Source organism: Shewanella sp. GutDb-MelDb, assembly GCF_002836075.1.
Lineage (GTDB): Bacteria > Pseudomonadota > Gammaproteobacteria > Enterobacterales > Shewanellaceae > Shewanella.
The window spans coordinates 37094-54096 of sequence record NZ_PJBM01000223.1 but is presented as its reverse complement, the minus strand read 5'-3'; the positions used below and the strand labels follow the sequence as shown (position 1 = coordinate 54096).

Here is a 17003-nt window from a genome sequence, read left to right as displayed (position 1 = left end):
CGAAAAATTCCTTATGCCTTCATGATTGAACGGGCGGCAGTAACGCCAAATGCCATACACTCTGGTGTTGAACAACCACCGAGTCGACTGACACCATGAACACCACCGGATACTTCACCTGCGGCATAAAGCCCTGGGATTTTTTCGCCTGATTTAGCGGCAATCACTTCTGCTTTGGTATTGATTTGAATACCGCCTTGGCAGTAATGCACTTTTGGCCATAAACGCTGCACGATAAAAGGCGCAGTAAGGTAGATGCCGGTGCTCATATTCATGCGTTTGCCAAACTGAGGGTCTTCACCTGCTTTTACGTAGATGTTCCAATCCTCTATTTGTTTCTTAAGTTCTGTGAGCGGCAGGTCAAAATGCTTAGCAATGGCGTCGACACTGTCAAATTCCCAGGCAACGTTATATTTCAATACGTTGTGCATTGAAGGGTCTTTCATTGCTTCATGCTTAGGCGCAATTAACAGTGCAGGGTTAGGCTTACCCTCTTTATCACGACGCAGCACTTCTAAATCAGCACGGGTCTTACGGTCAGCTGTTTCATTCATAAAGCGTTGACCGGTATTGCGGTCAATGGCGATAGAGTGTGGGAAGTTATAGAGTGAGAACCCTGCGCCGTAACCAAAACCACCTTCGTCAGGTGATGCCCAAGGGCCTGATTGAATAAAGCTCAAATGCACTGGCATCGCGCCTTCGGCGAGCATAGCGATTAGGCCATCACCTGTAGCACCTCGTGCATTGGTACAACCGACATCAGCACCCAAATTAGGATCGAGTGCTTGACGGAAACTGACGTTGGCACCGAATCCACCCGTCGCTATTAACACGCCTTTTTCTGCTTTTACATTGATGAGCTCGCCTGACTCTTCATGGCCGAAGTGATAGCCACGGCGCACTTGAATACCGAGTACGGTGCCATCTTTTGCCGTGATGAGATGTTCAAATTTATGACGGATTTTGGTTTTAACACCATAACTACGGGCTGTTTTGAGCATAGGGCGAATAAAGCCTGAGCCACTACGTTCAACCACTTGATGGCTACGGGTGGCACTGGTGCCACCCGTGTTGATGATGTGGTCGCGGTAAACACAGCCGCAATCTTTAGTGAGTTGGTAAATATAAGGTCCAAGCTCGGCGCTGTGGGTAAGCAGTTCTTCGCTAGCATAACCGCGCCCTGATTTAAGTTGGTCTTGAACCATGAGTTCAGCGCTATCTTCAATACCCAATTGCTTTTGCAAATCGGTATTTGCGAAACAGGCTTGGCCAGCATTCAGTGTACTGTTACCACCGTATACGCCGAGCTTTTCAAATATGACGATATCTTTGGCGCCTAATTTACCGGCTTCGACTGCGGCGGCAAGTCCTGCGAAACCAGAACCCACGATAACGATTTCATGTGTTTCATCCCATTTTACATCGGAAGAATTTGCGCTAACGGTAAGTGGCGCGAATGCACCAACAGCTGCAGCTCCAGCGCCTAACTTTAAAAACGAACGTCTTGTTTGCATATTTTAATCTCCAATTAACTTGGGCTAACAATATGCTTCTGCTTGTAAGTCAATGATGCGCGAAATCACATTTTGTATTAGGTAGTAAAGTTTTTTGTGGCGTTGTTCAAGAAAATGTTTCTTTTATGTATCTAATTGGTGAGAGCAGAATAATATAGATGCTGAAATAGTATTTATAGGTTTAAATAATGCGTTGTCCCAGTAGTCATTGTGACGCGATCAGGTGTAATCAATTACTCGATGTCGCGGAGGATTTAATTGATAAACAAGGGGTTGTGTCTTTTAGATTCGCACAGATAGCCAAAGGTGCAGAGTGCTCAACCAATACCTTATATAAATATTTTGAATCTAAAGAAGATGTACTAGTGTGTTTATTTTTAAGAAATACAATATCGAGCCAAATACCGACTTTTATAAAAGAAAATCCTGACTTAACTATTAATGAGCGTTCAGTGCTGGCGATACTATTTACCTTTGAAGTTGTGAAGAGAAGCCCAATCTTTAACATTTTGCGAGTGGTATCAATTAATAGTATGTTCTGGCAATTAGCCAGCTCTGATAAAATTGAAGTATTAAAAAATAGAGTTAATTTGTTTTGGAGTCGTATTAAACGCCCATTAGAAGATGCGGTTGTATCAGGTGACTTGCAAGCAACCGAAACTGATATTAAGGATCTCAGCCAAGCGTTGTATTTTTTCCTTGCGGGTATCACCTCTTCCTTCGAAAGTAAGTTGATGGATGAGCAGTATTTTACCGCGGAAGATATGCTTGGTCATCGACATATCAGCCGTTTAATGAATCGCTACCAATGGCGAAAGCCTATAAGCCAAGAGATGATGCTGGGATTATCGTCGCGGATCTGCGACTTTCTCGATAAAGGGCATGGCAATATTCGAAGCTGTGAAAATTGCTTAGCGATAGGGAAAAAATCCGATTGCAGGGAGTAAGGTCACTAATCAATCGTTGATGTTGTAAAAGCGCGCCTATCCCTAGTTGCAAGTGTCCATTATTACCAGCGCTTAAAATGCTGAATAAATTAATGCTAGCCCGCGTTTTACTTGACTTTTTTGTGACCACTGCATAGTCTGCTCAGTCAGTATTCAAGGTGGTATGCAATGCAAATAAACTATAATTTAAAACCTGCGTTAGAGCGCCGTACTGAGCAATTCCAACCAACCACCAATGTTGGCTTTGGAAACCTCAGAACTGACCATATGTTTTTAATGGATTATCGCGATGGTGAGTGGTGTGATCCTAGGGTTGTGCCATACGGTCCATTTCAAGTCGCGCCTGGTGCAATCGCATTGCATTATGGCCAATCTGTGTTTGAAGGTGCAAAAGCATTTCAACATGAAGATGGCGAAATCTACACCTTTCGCATTGATAAAAACGCCGAACGCTTAAACCGTTCAGCGGATATTATCTGTATCCCGGCGATCCCTGAAGCAACGCAAATCGAAGCTATTAATGCGCTCATTGATGTCGACAGACTGTGGTTCCCAATGCAGGAAGACGCCTGTCTTTATATTCGACCTTTTGTGTTTGCCACTGAAGACAGGTTATCGGTAAGCCCAAGCGAAGAATATACTTTCTGTGTGATGTTGAGCCCAAGTGGTCCTTATTACAGTGACGGTTTTGATAAAGCGATTCGTTTGCTGATCAGTGAGCGCTTCCATCGTGCTGTCTCAGGTGGCACGGGCGCTTCTAAAGCCGCGGGTAACTATGCCGCGTCATTAAAAGCGGGTAAAGCTGCGGCGGAATATGGCGCTGCGCAAGTGCTTTATTTAGATGCTAACAACAAGCAAATTGAAGAAGTGGGTGCGATGAACCACTTCCATGTGCTTAAAGATGGCAGCATCATTATTCCTACGTTTACAGATACCATTTTGAAGTCTATTACATCGCAGTCAATTCTCGATTTAAGTGAATTACTGGGGTGTGATGTTCGACAAGAAACGGTCATGCTAGATAAATTTATTGCAGATATTGAGTCTGGCGAAATTATTGAAGCGGGTGGTTTTGGTACTGCAGCGGTAGTATCGCCTGTAGGCTCTTATATATTTGAAGATAACCGCATTGTTACCGTCGGTGATGGTAATGTGGGTGAGCATACTAAGCGTATCTACAATGTGCTGACAGAGATCCAAAAGGGCCATATAGAAGGACCTGAAGGCTGGGTAAAACTGGTTGAACGACGGGCGTAATACTTCTGTCGGTATTCAAAATGAAAAGCTCCCATTGGGAGCTTTTTTTATGACTATTTTTTATCGCTAACTCAATGCATAGCTGTCTTATTCAATATCGCTCAGTGCAGAGCGCTTCTCCATCCCCTTAAAAAGACGGTCTGCAGAGCTTTGAGCTTCTGCTGAAACATCACATCTTATGGCTCTGTCTTATAATCGAAAGCTGGTATTAATGCGTACAGCTTGGCGTGCACTGTTTTGCGCCGTTGGATAAAACTGTTGATTAGACACCTCAGCCATAATCGCTTTATCTAAAAGCGCTCCGGTGGTGTTATTGATGATCTCTAGTTGACGCATCTGTCCCTCATTATCGACCACGAAAGAGATCTGGTAACTAGTTTCTGCAAATTCGACATTACTTGCTGAGGCTTTAGCGAGGCTTTTACGCCAATTAATTAGCTTATCTTTTGTGACCCAATAATGGGCAAAGCTGGTGCTATCAAGATCGAGAACCCTAACGTCTTGTTGCTTCGTGGTGGTGTTGGTGCAGCCTAGCAATGACCCCGACAATAATAGCAAACACGTCAAAGAGGCATTTTTAAAATGGAACCAAGTTATCGGCATTTAATGTACCCCGGTAGAAACAAGTGTTAACAAGCTGTTAATTTCGGTGTTAATATATAGGTCGAACGTACTGCTGTCTAGGTGTTGGGCTCAAGGGTTTGACTGATTTTTAATAAAATGAGATGAGCAATATTGTTTAAGTGATTAATGGACTTTAAGTAGCTGACATTACTTATAAAAAGCGATTGTGAATATTACCCATTATTAAATGAATTATTTATGATGCTAATAGAGGTAAGAGGCAACTTTAGCGAAGGGCGACTTTGGGAGCTGGATTGGATAACCATGGCTAGCGTAGATCAAGCAATAAAAAGGCGCACCGTTAGTGCGCCTTTATTCAAATGTTCAATCGCTTACTCTGCTGGCTTTTTCTCTGCAATTTGTTCCGTTGGCGCGCCATGTTTTATCATTAGCTGGTGGATCTCTTCATCTTTTTCTAGCCAGAGCCGGTTTAACCAGCGCTGAAACTCGACACGATAACTCGCCTCAGAGAAGTAGCGCTTATTATCAACTTCAGGTACAGGAAGGATTTTGATCCGCACCACAATTTTTTTCAAACGACCATGCATCACTTCATGCAAAGCATCTTTCTTAAACACTTCAGGATAAAGTACAGTCACGTTCAGCACGTTAGTAAACTGCTCTCCCATCGCTGATAAAGCGAAAGCAATACCGCCTGCTTTTGGGCGTAATAAATAGCGATAAGGTGAGTCTTGGCGTCTATGTTTTTCTTCGGTAAAGCGACTGCCTTCGACATAGTTGATAATCGAGGTCGGCATAAAACGAAACTTTCTACAGGCTTTACGGGTGCTCTCTAAATCCTTACCTTTTAACTTCGGGTTTTTCTTCAACTTAGCAGGGCTGGTTCGACTCATAAAAGGCATATCAAGTGCCCAACAACCTAAACCAAGAAAGGGCACATACATGAGTTCACGCTTCAAAAAGAACTTAAGCATGGGAATATGGTTACGCAGTACATAAGTTTGCACTGCAATATCAAAACCACTTAAATGGTTACTAATAAGCAGGTACCAGCTTTTCTTATCGAGGTTGTCTAAGCCTTCAACATCCCATTCCATATCGGCCAACAGCATAAGAATACCGCCATTACAGGTAGCCCATCCCCACATAAAACGGTTCATTAGACGCGTGAGTAACACGCGTCCAGCTGTAAAAGGAACCACCAGTTTTATGATCCCGCCCAGTGAGATCAGTGAGGTCCACACAATGGTGTTGATGATCAGTAATGTGGTACTCATAAAATATAAAAATGAGCCGGGTAAAAAATTTAACATCTTGCGCTAAGCCTCTTCTCTGGTTGTTTTCACTTGTGCTAACTCAGTAAGCACTTGATCTTTCTGCTGCCAAATTTGATTCAGCTGGTTTTGGAATTCAATCTTAAACTCACGATCTTTAATATAATCACCACGCAGTGATTCGCCAATTTCGCGCACTTGAATATGCACTTTGACCTCTTTAAGTTGCCCACTAATAAATTCCCAATAAGTAGGCACTTTGTCAGGGTAGCAAATAGAAACATCAACCAACTTATGAATATGGTCGCCCATTGCTGATAGCGCAAACGCCATACCGCCTGCTTTTGGCTTGAGCAAGTGGGTGAAAGGCGAGTTTTGTTTCTGATGTTTAGCGGGGTGAAAGCGTGTGCCCTCAACAAAGTTCATCACACTCACTGGCTTACTTTTAAACTTAGCGCAGGCTTTACGTGTTATCTCAATATCTTTACCGCGTAACTTCGGATTTTTACGTAGCTGTGCAGTGCTATAACGACGCATAAAAGGAAAATCGAGCGCCCACCAAGCGAGTCCTAAAACTGGAACGAAGATTAATTGCTGTTTCAGGAAAAATTTAAGAAAAGGAATTTTGCCATTTAACACCCGTTGTAAAATAAGAATATCGACCCAAGATTGGTGGTTGGCAATCACCATATACCACTCTTTTGGTGATAATTGTGCATCACCTTGAACATCAATGTTGACGGGATGGAAAATGTCTTCAACTACCCCATTGCAACGGATCCATGAGCTGGCACAGAAATCGAGGAAATAAGTACAAGCGGTACGCGTAAAAGTGAGAGGAATTAGCTTGAAAATACTGACCACTAAAATGGGAGTAACCCAAAATGCAGTATTAATGATGTAAAAGAAGAACGCTAAACTTCCCGTAATGCGTGACACAATTGCGCCCATTGAGGACCCCAGGATAAAAAACGGAGACCTATAGTACTCGTTGTAGTGGTTTGTCTCAATCTAGATGTTAATTTTTGCCGAAAAAACCAACAAGTAAAGTGTTTTAGCCTATCTGTTGTCGCTGTATTCTCACTTTGTTGATCTAAGCATGATTCAGTTAAGCATTACTCAGCTTAGTACTGTTTTAAGCTTGTTAATAATCGGTCTATGGCGCGGTAACCTAATGCTTGCGCAATATGGGCCCGCGATACGTCTTGTTCCTGCTGCAGATCTGCAATCGTGCGGGCGACACGTTGCAGTCGATGGTAACTGCGGACCGATAAACCTAATCGATTGACACTCTCCTCTAGAAACAACAGATCTGGCGCACTAAACCTAGCCTCATTCTTTAATTGTTTACCGCTTAGTTCACTGTTGAGTGTGCCGGAACGTGCTAATTGAACCTCTCTGGCTGCATGTACGCGTTGGGCGATGGTTGCACTGGTTTCTGCGTGAGTATTACTACTGTTTAGTGCGCCTAAAGGGAGTTTAGGGACATCAATGGTTAAGTCAAAACGGTCGAGAAAAGGCCCTGAAAGTTTAGATAAGTAACGGATAATCTGCTCGTTGCTCGCTCTGGCATTATTAACATCGCCACAGGGGCTCGGGTTCATTGCGGCCACCAGCTGAAATCGACATAAAAAATTGAGCTTGGCCGCGGCTCGCGAAATACTCACTTCTCCAGTCTCCATCGGCTCACGCAGGCAATCGAGCACTTTACGAGGAAACTCAGCCACCTCATCTAAAAATAGTACCCCGCGATGGGCGAGGGAGATCTCGCCCGGTTTTGGCATTGCACCACCGCCAACCAATGAAATGGCTGAGCTTGTATGGTGCGGGCTTCTAAAAGGACGTTGAAAGAATTGTTGTCGTTGCATATTTTGTCCTGCAACCGAGTGGATTGAAGCAACTTCAAGCGCCTCTTCATAACTGAGTGGCGGTAAAAGCTGCATCATCCGACTCGCCAACATGGTTTTGCCAGTCCCTGGTGGGCCGAGCATCAGCAAATTGTGGTTGCCCGCCGCCGCTATCTCTAGCGCTTGCTTAGCGTGTTGTTGACCAATCACCTCGCTGAGGCAGTTGTTGCTGGGCTCGCCGGTGTTGGATGTCGGCGTTATCCATTCTAGGCCAAAATCGATGCTGGGTAACTCCGACTGTCCATGCAGGTAAGCGGCTAATGATTGCAGATGAGTAGCAAAAAACACTTTATCAAAACCGACCAATTCGGCATCGGCACGATTATCAATCGGCAGTATTATGCGGTTGTTTGCTTTGCTGGCCGCAACAATCACTGGCAGTATTCCTTGGCAATAGCGCACATGGCCAGAGAGGGCGAGTTCACCGACAAATTCATGTTGTTCAATCGATTTGAGCGGGATCTGTTTTGAGGCGGCGAGAATGCCAATCGCAATGGGCAGATCATAGCGGCCACCCTGTTTAGGCAGATCTGCTGGGGCTAAATTGACGGTAATGCGCCGCATTGGGAACTCGAATCCCGCATTTATCAGCGCGCTGCGCACGCGTTCTTTTGCTTCTTTGACGGAGGCTTCGGGGAGTCCAACTAATGAAAAGGCGGGTAAGCCATTACTTAAATGGACTTCTACGGTGACCAGAGGGGCGTCGACGCCGCAGCTTGCGCGGGTTGCAACACAGGCGAGTGCCATAAACAAATCCTTTTGTTTTAGTGGTGGATAGTCCTAAATTCCAATGTGGGCTGGGGTAAGTTTAGCTAAGGTTATGAATTTTTGGGTTTTGAATTTATTTTAGATTTGAGTTTCATTTTGGGTTTACAGATAAAGGCATCAAGCTGCGCTTGACCTTAAACGTTAGACTGCGTCTAACAACTAATAGAGTACCAAGCTGCGCTTGACCAAGGTCGTGGCGCTTCGCCCACACCAGAGCCAAGGGGTAAAGCGCTTGTACCCCTCGGCAATCCCTCAGCGCCCCGGCGAAATTTCTGAAAAGCGAAATTTCCAACGGGGAAGATTGGTGTCTGTGAGTTGAGTGCTTAGGTTTATGAGTAGTGTTTAATGTTGGAGTTGTGAAAGAGTGAAATAAATTGGGCAGAAAGTTTACACTGACCCCAATTGTTCAGACCCCAATTGTTCACGCCTTGCTGGGGTAATCTCGATCGAGGTTGATTCTGACTAATTAGCTTTGGGCTGCAATGGATGACTTAATGTGGTTTAAGTGATGGGAACTCTTTTGATACATTTACTTTATTAATTACAAAGCTGTTGATTTGTTATGCATTTGTGGTTCTAATTGTGACCTCAATTTCCAACGGAAGGAAAGTAACATGAGCCAAGTTGACTCATCCTCGAACAGTGTCGCTCTAGAAAAAATATCTCAATCTAAATCTCAATTTAAATTTCACGGTAATGGGTCTGAATTCTTCGGGATCTGGATCGTTAATATCTTGCTGAGTATCGTCACATTAGGTATTTACTCTGCATGGGCCAAAGTCAGAACCAACAATTATTTTTATGGCAATACCGAGTTTGATGGCGATCGATTTGAGTATTTAGCGAAACCGATGCAAATACTGATTGGGCGTATCATCGCAATATTTGCCCTAATTGCTTGGAGTGTTTTAAATAGTATTCACCCCATCGTGGCTATTGTATCAGCAATATTGCTTATGATAGCTGTGCCTTTCTTAGCGGTGCGTAATACACGTTTCGACGCCCGCGTGACGCGTTTTCGTAATGTACGTTTCGATTTTCAGGGCGATTACGCAGGTGCTTATATTAGCCTGTTACTCAAACCATTGATTGCTTACGCGGTTGTCATCGGCGGTACGGCTGCCATTGTTGTTGGTGTTAAAGCGATATCTGACAGTATGATGAGTGTCGGTATTGGGCTTGCAGTGCTATTTTTTGTCGCTGCTGGTGTATTGATGTATGCCTGGGTAACAGTGGGCTTTAGCCAATATATCGTTAATGGTTACCGATATGGTGGTAAGGCATTTAGCGCTAAGTTAGCAGTGCGCGAATACATAAAGATTGCATTAACGGCTGCGGTAATATTTGCCGTGATAATGGTCGGGTTAGCGGCTGTGGCGTATGCCTCGGGTATTGCTAGCACCTTGATGGCAGCTTTTGGCGGAGCAAGCGGTGAGGAGCTGCAGAATAACCCCTCTATGCTGATGTATATTTTTGCGGGTTACTTCGGCTTTTTATTGCTGATTTTCATTGTGGCAGCTTATGTCAGGGTTCGCGCTCGAAATTATCTGTTCAACCAAACCAAGCTTGATGGTGAATTACAGCTGGCGTCAGCGATGACGGTGGCTAGCTTCTTTGGACTTATCCTTACCAACTTACTGATTACTCTATTTACTCTGGGCTTTGGTCATGCGTGGGTGGCGGTGCGCACCGCTCGTTACATGGCTTCAGTCACGGCTGTTGAAGGTGATCTAAGCCAATTTAATGCCGATGATCACAATGCCAACACCAGTACCGCTATTGCGGATGAAGTCGCCGATGCGTTTGATATTAATCTCGGTATTATTTAATAAGGACTAATAGGTGAATCATCAGGTTAATGGGCATGTTCTTGCGCCTAAAAACTCTAGCAAATACCCAGCATCTTTAATGCTGGGTAGTCATGGACAACTGACATTGAGCAGTGAGTGTTGTCGTCGCCAATGTCAGTTACAACATACTTTGCTGAGTAGCAGTATTGGAGGCATGGCTCGCACCATTACTTTTGATGGTGGCTTTGTTTTTGTCTGTAATGAACCGCAGCGGCTTAATACTTGGATTGCTGAGCATAGCCCAAAACCTCTCATTGCAAAATTGGAGGGCAATCTTGGTTTAATTATACTGGCAACCGTGTTTACTGCCATTGTGGGATATGCGACTTTCGTTTACGCAGTGCCTGCTGCTGCTAAGGTTGTTGCGCATATGTTGCCAGTATCGGTTGAGCGCGAAGTGGGTGAGCATAGCTTGAACATGCTCAATGATATGGGGTTTAAGGAGTCTGAATTAGCGCCAGAAAGGCAGGCTGAATTACAGAGAATGTTCAACGCTACGGTCGGAAAGCTAGACCGTCAGGCGATGGGGTTCTCGCAGCAGCCCAAACTCATGTTGCGTCAAACCGGTGAGATGGCTAACGCATTTGCGCTTGTTGATGGTCATGTTATTTTGACCGATGCAATGGTCAAACTGGCGACGAATGATGCGCAACTTGAGGCGGTAATGTTGCATGAGCTGGGTCATGTACAGCAGCGGCATATTCTGACTAATTTGGTTCAGTCAGCAATATTGTCCATTAGTGCAGCATTGATCGTTGGCGAGACCAGCGGGATCTCTGACATCTTGGTCAGTTTTACCGTGTTGGGCACCAGCTTGAGTTATTCGCGTCAGCACGAACGCGAAGCTGATGAATTTGCGGCGACGCACTTACAGAGCTGGTATCAAAGCACCGAATCGCTGGTGCAGCTTTACCAGGCTTTGCATAATGAGCACGAGCTGGATATTCCTGGTTGGGCGAGTACTCACCCGGAGTTAACCGAACGAATTGAAAGCCTGCAGCATCATGGCAGCAGCCAATAATGAACATGTTACTTTAAGGTTCTATTAAAGACCGCTTATTGATAGATAAAAGCCTTTCTGATGAAAGGCTTTTTTGTGATCAGCAAAACATAGCAATCTCTGTCTTAGGGATAAAAAATGCGACTTAAATTCTTGTTATTGCGGCAGCTCAGCTGTGATGTTACCGACGTGAAAGTGGTGAGTCGGTTGCATTTTAGAACCGTTAATCACTGCTAGAGCCGAGCGTCCGGACTAAAAAGGATAGATGCATTGTATTGGCCATTTTTTGTTGTTTTTATTATCAATTACGACACTATAAGGTGTGATTAAGGAGAATCAATCCATGGAAGAAAATTCGCTTTCTCAATGTGATGCGCAGCAACGTGTTGATCAAATTCATGCATTCCAACAAGAGATGGATGAGTTGGAAAATGATAACGTTATTGAAATTTCAGCTGAACAGAAAAATAGGCTCAGTGGCTACCACCAGCAATTATTGCAACGCCTATCAGATACCTATGATGTTGACACTAGTCGCCAATCTAAACAGCTATCTTTAGGAATGAGAATTGCCTCCATGCTCGGTGCGCTGGCAATGGCCACCAGCATCTTCTTTCTGTTCTATCAGTTCTGGGGCTACCTAAATACTGCGGTTCAAGTCAGCATTTTAGTGATAGCTCCCATCCTACTGTTCATAGTGTCATTGAAACTGGCTCAAGCAGAGAAAAGTGCTTATTACTCAAAAATTGCCGCCTTGGTAAGCCTTGCGTGCTTTGTGCTTAACCTTTCTATGTTGGGGCAGATATTTAATATTACGCCGTCACCTAATGCCTTTGCTGTGTGGGCTGCTTTTAGCTTTTTGCTGGCTTATGCGTGTAATGCGCGCTTGTTGCTGTTCTTTGGCATCGTCAGCCTCAGTGGTTTTATTGCGATGAAAGTGGGCAGTTGGTCCGGTATGTATTGGATAAACTTTGGTGAAAGGCCAGAGAACTTTCTACTGCCTAGTTTACTTATCTTCCTCTTACCCCATTTTAGCGATCATCGACGTTTCAGTGGCTTCGCTTCGATTTATAACGTGATGGCAATGATCATGCTGTTTCTACCGATCCTAATCTTGTCTAATTGGGGCGAAATAAGCTATTTAAGCTGGTCACCGGAGATGGTAGAAGGCTGCTATCAACTGACAGGGTTTGCGCTCTCGGTGGCTGCTATTTGGTTTGGGGTTAAGCGCCAATGGGGCGAGGTGACCAATACCGGTAATGTGTTCTTTATTTTATTCCTCTACACCAAGTTCTTTGACTGGTGGTGGGATTGGATGCCGAAATATATATTCTTTTTCATTCTGGGCTTGTCAGCCCTGCTGGCACTGATGGTGTTTAAGCGAGTTCGTTTAAGTGACTTAAGCAAAGGAGCCACGTAATGAAAAAATCCTTATTGATTGGTTTAGTTATACTTATTGGCAGTAATGCCATAGCGCTAAGTGGTGTGGCATATAACCGTATCGGCGTGGTGACATCAGAGTTAACACTGACTGAAAGAGAGCTAGGTTTACCTTATAACAGCGGCATGAATAAAGAGAATTCAGGCATTTTACTTGGTATGAATTGGCGCACTGCAACAAGGGTTGAAAACGCTTACAACGGCTATAACTCACACGAGGCCGAGGTGACTCAAGCACAGTTGTTAGCTCTTGGTTTTGAGGTGCCTGACAACGAGTACTACGGCGCGCAGTCACGTCAATTGTATTGGGCATTAGAGTTTGATGGAGCGTTACACACTGCTGAAATTACCAAAGCAGAGTTACGTTATCAGGCTGCACTCGAAACCTATACCCAGCAGCCTAATGAGAACAATCTTCGCTTAAAGGATGACTCTCTTGTTAGCTTGAAAAAGGAGAAGCTAACCAATAGTCGGCTATTTTTTGTTAAAGCAGCCTTGGACTATGAGTCTTTAGCCGCTGAGTTTTCTGGCCAAGATAATATGCTGTTTGTTAAGGGGCTAGCCAAGCCTTATTACAACGTTAATAACAACAGTTACCGCTTATTACTAAGAGAGTTATTGGTCAGTAACATTATGGTGCCACTGGAGTATTCCGAGGATCTGTCGGGCTTAAGCAGATTGGGTTACCAAGATATTACTGCGCCGCGTTATACGGTGGATATTAAATGGGGCAGTCGTTTGGAACCATGGATAACTAACGTGACGAACAAACAATTGGGGTCAGAGTAGACTTTACTAAATAGACACTCTGGTGCTAGAAGATCCCGCTTTTCAAATCGAGTGTAGATACGGCAGTGTCTGCACATGCGATCAAAACATTGGCACCACAAATATATTGAGTTGCGAAATAATGACGAAAATTAGCTTTATTTCAGACAAAAAAATCCCCCGAACAGAGGTCCGAGGGTAAAGGTACTTGGAGGATGGAAAAGGTTAAGCAATCATTAGCTTGGTTAGCCTCAAAGGCTTATGTACTTGGGCTGTACTGCCACGCTAATGCATACTTGATTATCTATACGGTAGGAATTGAAGATGGGATCGTTTTTTTTAAATAAAATTTTTGGGCAGAGTAGAATTAATAAATCTTGGCCTTTCAGCGATGACTCCAACGCCAAACTATTTCACTGTTCTAACCCCGTATTAATGTAGCTATGGCCAATTCCGGTCATAGCTATTGGCAGCCAAGGTTGATCTATCTTTAGCTTTCTAGCTCAGGCGTAAGGCTACGCTTTCTATAAGACTCTTCGATTGCAATCAATACTGCGAGTAAACAAGCAGTCACGATTAAAACGAAACAGTAAGGAAGAAACTGCATATATACCGCTCCCATAGCAATAGTATTCATAAAAGACATGGTAAATATCAGTACTGCCAATATCAGTGCCGTTCCGAATGCTCCTAAGATGAGAAACAGGCGTGAAATGGTTAACACTAATTCGAGGTTTTTAGTTTCTAGTTTTTTAAAAGGTTTCATTGGCTATCTTCCATTGAATACTGCTTCAGCATAAAATAACGTTCTGGGCTGCCGGAAAATCCGGGGACGGTTCCGACAATATCAAAACCAAGTTTTTTATAAAATACAGGGGCTTGAAAAGATAAGGTGTCTAATTGCGCCGTTAAACATCCGCGTTTTTTAGCTTCTATCTCTGCTTGATCCATTAACTGACGCCCAAGCCCTGTGCCTCTTGCTTGTTTACTTACCCAAACCACTTCGATGAGAAAGTTTCGATAAATGCTTCGTCCGGAAACGCCGCCGATGATGTTGTCATCTTCATCTCGGGCGATGACTGAAAGAGGGACCGTTTCTTCTGGCCCCATATGCTCGTATTTGTGCTGTTTAAGCCCCTCGATAAGCGTATCAAAAACCGCCTTATCTTCTTTATTTATGACTTCAATTTTCATTTTTGACCTATAAGTCCGTTTGTTAGTCATTCCAATCACATGCTGGAACATGTAGTTGAGAGTGCTGTTAAAAGTGCCATGGTGAGCGCTATATACCCGCTCTGGAGATCGTAACACTTAGCGGCGTGATCCATCTGGCTAGATTGCGCCGATTAACTTATCACTCTTAAGTCACTGTTGTAAAATGACTAATAGCAGTGAGACTCTTCCCTATCTGTATATACGCAGGCCATTGGAGCCATAGATGCATTAAATAAATCGACAACATTAAAGGACGCTGGCGCCGTGGATAACTAACGTGACTCGGGACTAGAGAGCGGATGGCGTATTCATAATCGTGCTTATATTTGTTTTGATGTTCGAAAACAGCACCGCTGATGCCTGAAAAAAACTATCATAGGCCAAGTCAGTTTTGGTATGTGAGAAGGTAACGGGTGAAACAGCTAGATTTCAATTTATTGCGAGTGTTAGAGGTGTTGCTCGAAGAGCAAAGTGTTACCGCTGCTGCGTCGAGGCTGCACCTGAGTCAATCTGCGGTCAGTAAACAGTTGAGCAAGTTACGCGAAACTTTCGATGATCAATTGTTTGATCGCACTGCTTATGGCCTAAAAGCAACACCACGAGCATTAGAGTTAGCCCCAGAGCTGCGCGAAGTGTTGCAAAGGCTAGATCAATTTACTCGTCCAAATACCTTTGAACCCGCCGAGAGCCGACGCCGTTTTCGAATCAACTTGGTTGAAACTGCCTATTCGCTCACATTTCCCTACTTTATGCCTCAGTTACTTGAACAAGCGCCACAAGTGAGTCTCAATTGTCAAACATGGTCACTGGATAGCTTAGATAAGCTATTACGCTGCGAAATTGACATGGGCATTATTTGCCGCGAGTGGGATAACCGTTCTTTGTTACATATGAATCACTTACCCGAAGAGTTAGGCTATGCAGAATTGATCCGGGACTATCCTGTATGTTTGGTGAGAAATGAGCATCCGCTATTAAATGAGCCTTGGAATATAGAGACTTTTCTAAAGTATCGTCATTTACAGGTTACGTTTGGCGGGCTTGAGCACTGGCTGTTGGATGATGTATTGCGTTTAAAGTATTTGCATCGAGATATAGCGGTTAACATGACTGACTTTAATAGTGCAATGGGCCTGTGTGAGAGCAGTGATTTGATTTTATGTGCGCCTAAAAAATATGCGACTAAAATGGCAGCAGACTTTGACTTAACGATGCTTGACGTGCCGACTGAACTTGAACCCGGCGCCTATGTTTTGGTGTGGCATAAGCACTTTAATCTTGATCCCAGCCACCGTTGGCTGCGTAATTTGATTATTAATGGCGTAAAAGAGAAAGATTAAGAGGGGGCTTATTTCTAGGGGCTGTTGAACTTTCGAGCTTAGTTTTTGTTCGAATTCAATGGTTTTAGTACAAGGCTTGAGCGATGATGCTTAGCTGGCTAAGCGAAAAGCTCGTAACGCATTAATAAAATTATTGAAACGAACCCTAAGGGCCGCGCTTCTTGGCTATTTTTACGGTGTTGTAGGCTATTTGTAGAGAATAACTAAACGACATAGCCTCCGCCTTGTCAAAATAGCCAATAAACTGCGGCAAAAACAACCGTGAAAGATCAAAAGCCCCTAGTCTTTTTGATTGTTTGTGATCAATCATTAACTTTGTGTCGTTCGGCATTATCTTGAAAAACTTGAATGTGATCTGCACGCTTTTTGGCTTCATACATGGCGATATCAGCAAATTTAAGAATGACTTTTCTGTTTTCTCCGTGGATTGGGTATTGGGCGATGCCAATACTAATCCCTACGACAAGTTGAAATGGGTCACAAACGATCTCACTTAGGAAGCTTTGTTGAATCGCTTGGGCAACTTTAACGGCATCATCAGCGTTGCTATTGGGGAGTATGACCGTAAATTCATCGCCTCCAATGCGAGCGACTAAATTTCCAGAGGGGACAGCATCAAAAATACGTTTTGCTATTTCTTGCAGTACATAATCGCCAAATGCATGGCCGTATGTGTCATTGATGACTTTAAAATTATTGACATCCATCATCATGCAGCAGGTTGGTATATTGGTATCAATCGTGAGCCGTTCAAGTGTTTCATAAAACTGGATACGGTTCGGTAAGCCTGTTAGCGCATCATGGTGTGCTTGATGGTGTTTCTCTTTTAGGGTAAGCAGTAATTCGCCTATAGTACTGTTACTCATTTTTATAATTGTTAGTACAAAGCCGCCTCCTGCAAAAAATATTACCGCGACAATCATTTCTAGGTTATTCGCTTCTCTATCAAATAACATCCAGATAAAACCTAAATATCCAATAATAAATAATAGGATCATTCCAAATAGAATGCGCCATCCATTACGTTGATAGTTTGGTTGATTACAGATCTGTAATGCTGGGTATAGGGCGAGTAATAGCCCTAGAAGACCAACAGAGACCAAGGTAAGCGCAATGGTATTCATAGTTATTTTTATAG

At 43.7% G+C, this 17003-nt stretch carries 16 protein-coding genes; 8 read left to right on the top strand and 8 right to left on the bottom strand.

All coding sequences use genetic code 11. The annotated features are described in order from the left end of the window. Positions 1 to 11: 11 nt before the first annotated feature. Positions 12 to 1514 carry a flavocytochrome c gene (locus tag CXF82_RS11285; RefSeq protein WP_101089593.1) on the bottom strand — a complete coding sequence of 501 codons (1503 nt, stop codon included), beginning with the start codon at positions 1512 to 1514 and terminating at the stop codon, positions 12 to 14. 188 nt (positions 1515 to 1702) lie between these two features. On the opposite strand from CXF82_RS11285, the gene CXF82_RS11280 reads away from it, so the two are divergent. Next, on the top strand, positions 1703 to 2461 hold the full coding sequence (locus CXF82_RS11280; protein ID WP_101098065.1) for a TetR/AcrR family transcriptional regulator: 759 nt from the start codon (positions 1703 to 1705) through the stop codon (positions 2459 to 2461). A 168-nt stretch (positions 2462 to 2629) separates the two neighbouring features. Next, the gene (locus CXF82_RS11275; protein WP_101089594.1) at positions 2630 to 3718 is read left to right on the top strand and encodes a branched-chain amino acid aminotransferase; all 1089 of its coding nucleotides are present in this window, start codon (positions 2630 to 2632) and stop codon (positions 3716 to 3718) included. 189 nt (positions 3719 to 3907) lie between these two features. Here the strand turns inward: CXF82_RS11275 and CXF82_RS11270 are convergent, their stop codons facing one another. From CXF82_RS11270 to CXF82_RS11255, 4 genes are all read right to left on the bottom strand, one after another. Next, positions 3908 to 4321, bottom strand: coding sequence for an energy transducer TonB (locus CXF82_RS11270; RefSeq protein WP_101089595.1), 414 nt, complete (start codon positions 4319 to 4321; stop codon positions 3908 to 3910). Between the two features lie 353 nt (positions 4322 to 4674). Beyond that, a complete protein-coding gene (locus tag CXF82_RS11265) occupies positions 4675 to 5616 on the bottom strand; it encodes an acyltransferase (RefSeq protein ID WP_101089596.1) in 942 nt (313 codons plus the stop codon). A 6-nt stretch (positions 5617 to 5622) separates the two neighbouring features. After that, entirely contained in the window at positions 5623 to 6528 is a 906-nt protein-coding gene (locus CXF82_RS11260; protein WP_101089597.1) for an acyltransferase, read from the bottom strand. Between the two features lie 173 nt (positions 6529 to 6701). Further along, positions 6702 to 8231 (bottom strand): YifB family Mg chelatase-like AAA ATPase, encoded by a 1530-nt coding sequence (locus tag CXF82_RS11255; protein ID WP_102044210.1) that lies wholly within the window; start codon positions 8229 to 8231, stop codon positions 6702 to 6704. A 635-nt stretch (positions 8232 to 8866) separates the two neighbouring features. On the opposite strand from CXF82_RS11255, the gene CXF82_RS11250 reads away from it, so the two are divergent. The 5 genes from CXF82_RS11250 to CXF82_RS22595 all read left to right on the top strand — a co-directional run bounded on the left by CXF82_RS11250 (position 8867) and on the right by CXF82_RS22595 (position 13657). Beyond that, on the top strand, positions 8867 to 10081 hold the full coding sequence (locus tag CXF82_RS11250; protein WP_102044209.1) for a YjgN family protein: 1215 nt from the start codon (positions 8867 to 8869) through the stop codon (positions 10079 to 10081). A 13-nt stretch (positions 10082 to 10094) separates the two neighbouring features. Continuing rightward, positions 10095 to 11123 carry a M48 family metallopeptidase gene (locus CXF82_RS11245; protein WP_102044208.1) on the top strand — a complete coding sequence of 343 codons (1029 nt, stop codon included), beginning with the start codon at positions 10095 to 10097 and terminating at the stop codon, positions 11121 to 11123. Positions 11124 to 11445: 322 nt separating this feature from the next. After that, positions 11446 to 12522: a DUF2157 domain-containing protein gene (locus tag CXF82_RS11240; RefSeq protein WP_102038774.1), complete on the top strand. Its 1077-nt coding sequence runs from the start codon at positions 11446 to 11448 to the stop codon at positions 12520 to 12522. Continuing rightward, positions 12522 to 13331: a DUF4824 family protein gene (locus CXF82_RS11235; protein WP_102044207.1), complete on the top strand. Its 810-nt coding sequence runs from the start codon at positions 12522 to 12524 to the stop codon at positions 13329 to 13331. Before CXF82_RS11240 ends, CXF82_RS11235 begins: the two co-directional genes overlap by 1 nt. Before the next feature lie 194 nt (positions 13332 to 13525). Continuing rightward, a complete protein-coding gene (locus CXF82_RS22595; protein ID WP_257982775.1) occupies positions 13526 to 13657 on the top strand; it encodes a hypothetical protein in 132 nt (43 codons plus the stop codon). A 143-nt stretch (positions 13658 to 13800) separates the two neighbouring features. On the opposite strand, the gene CXF82_RS11230 is transcribed toward CXF82_RS22595, so the two are convergent. Together CXF82_RS11230 and CXF82_RS11225 are read right to left on the bottom strand one after the other, a co-directional pair. Continuing rightward, entirely contained in the window at positions 13801 to 14076 is a 276-nt protein-coding gene (locus tag CXF82_RS11230; protein WP_102044206.1) for a hypothetical protein, read from the bottom strand. Then, complete coding sequence (locus CXF82_RS11225; RefSeq protein ID WP_101089416.1) at positions 14073 to 14504, bottom strand: GNAT family N-acetyltransferase; 432 nt, start codon at positions 14502 to 14504, stop codon at positions 14073 to 14075. The genes CXF82_RS11230 and CXF82_RS11225 overlap by 4 nt, the downstream gene beginning before the upstream one ends. Positions 14505 to 14938: 434 nt before the next feature. Here CXF82_RS11225 and CXF82_RS11220 point away from each other — a divergent pair, with 434 nt between their 5' ends. Then, positions 14939 to 15865, top strand: a complete 927-nt coding sequence (locus CXF82_RS11220) for a LysR family transcriptional regulator (RefSeq protein WP_101089415.1) — start codon at positions 14939 to 14941, stop codon at positions 15863 to 15865. 302 nt (positions 15866 to 16167) lie between these two features. Here the strand turns inward: CXF82_RS11220 and CXF82_RS11215 are convergent, their stop codons facing one another. Then, complete coding sequence (locus tag CXF82_RS11215; protein ID WP_101089414.1) at positions 16168 to 16989, bottom strand: GGDEF domain-containing protein; 822 nt, start codon at positions 16987 to 16989, stop codon at positions 16168 to 16170. Between the last annotated feature and the right edge of the window lie 14 nt (positions 16990 to 17003).